The following is a 1,608-nucleotide window of genomic DNA, read 5'->3' on the forward strand; positions in this document are numbered from 1 at the left end:
CAACGGCGTCCCGTCCACCACCCGCGACCAGGCCAACCGCACCCACCTCGCCGACGAGAAAAGCCGCATCAACGGCTTGCTGCTCACGCTTCCCCACTCCCTGGCCCAGGCCCGGATCGACGGCCAGTACAAGGCTCTTCTCAAGTTCGGCGACGCCCTGCGGCAGCAGAAGAAGAACCTCGACACGATCGAGGCAGGATTGGCCAAAGGCGGACGCGACGGCCGACCTCCGGCCTACCTGCTGGGATTCGACCTGAGCGACATCGGCCGGGCCATCGTCTCCTACGGCGACCCCGACACAGCCGACCGAGTGGTCAGCTACACCCCCGGGCTCGGCACCAGACTGGACAATTTCGACGGCGACTTCGATCGGGCCGTGTCCACCTGGGAAACGGCCCACGACATGGCGCCCGGCCTCAAGCACGCGTCGATCGCCTGGCTCGGCTACCGACCTCCGCAAAAGAGCGCCGCCGACATCGTCGACTTTAAAACCAGCGTGGCGACGAAGAATCCCGCGAATGCGGGCGCCACAGCGTTGGCATCGTTCTCCGACGCCCTCCGGGCGACCCATGTCCCCGTGGAGCAGAAAGGACAGCACACACTCACCATGCTGGGGCACAGCTACGGGTCGCTGGTGACGGGACTGGCCGCGAAGCAGAGAGAGGGGATCGCCGATCGACTGATCTTTGTCGGCAGCCCGGGGGTCGGAGTGGACCACGCGCGCGAACTGCGGGTCCCCAGGAAGGACATCTGGGTAGGAGAGTCGACAGAGGACATCGTCGCCAACATCGGGTCTCTACCAGAAGACCTGAACAAGGTCCTCAACCCGGAGAAGTATTTATCCCCGAATGTGAACATCCCTCCGAACGTTGAAGTCAGCCCGGTCTTCGGCACCGACCCCGGAGCAAAGGAGTTCGCCGCTCAACGCTTCCACGTCGAACCGAACAGCAAAAGCGGCCCCCACTCCCTCTACTGGGACCGAAAATCCACATCACTAAGGAATATCGCGGAAATCGTCAATGGCAACTATGGCAAAGTCCAGCAAGCTCCGAAAGAGTAGCCGTGCACTGTATGGCACATTCCTCATCGCCTGCCTCGCTGTTCTCGCCACATCTTGCGGAGACCCGGAATTGACAAAAGAAAGCAGGAATACCATCACCCAGCAAGAGGCCTTGGAGCGCATTGAACGACTCATCAAGAGCGCGATAGCAGGGGTCACACCGCAGCCGAAACTCGACCTCACGCAGTCGAGTCTCAACCCACAAAAATGCCTTGACCCTTCCGACGGCGGCCCGGAGGACCGCATCATTGTTTCCCGGAGCTACTATTTGCGAGGAATCCCGAAAGAAAATCTCACGGCCGTGGCCGAGCATGTCAAGAAGACATGGGAGGCCCAGGGACACCAGATCACTGATTTCCGGATCGTGGATAACACCATGCCCGTCATCTCCGGGAGAAGCCGCCCTGACGACTTCCTGATCGCGCTCGACTGGACCCAGGGCGACGTTCTTCTCATCGGCGCGAACTCCACCTGCATTTGGCCCAATGGAACGCCGGAGCCCAAGAAGCCATAGGAAAAACCGCCGACCGGGCCGGTCGGCGGTTTGC

Annotated in this window: 2 protein-coding genes; both read left to right on the top strand. The window is 61.5% G+C overall.

Annotated elements, in window-relative coordinates:
• On the top strand, positions 1-1,060 hold a 1,060-nt coding region (locus tag BLQ73_RS30720; RefSeq protein WP_218126105.1), incomplete at its 5' end, for an alpha/beta hydrolase.
• Positions 1,029-1,574, top strand: coding sequence for a hypothetical protein (locus BLQ73_RS31950; protein WP_143020561.1), 546 nt, complete (start codon positions 1,029-1,031; stop codon positions 1,572-1,574). The genes BLQ73_RS30720 and BLQ73_RS31950, both read left to right, overlap by 32 nt.
• Positions 1,575-1,608: the final 34 nt, after the last annotated feature.

Source organism: Sinosporangium album, assembly GCF_900100605.1.
GTDB lineage: Bacteria > Actinomycetota > Actinomycetes > Streptosporangiales > Streptosporangiaceae > Sinosporangium > Sinosporangium album.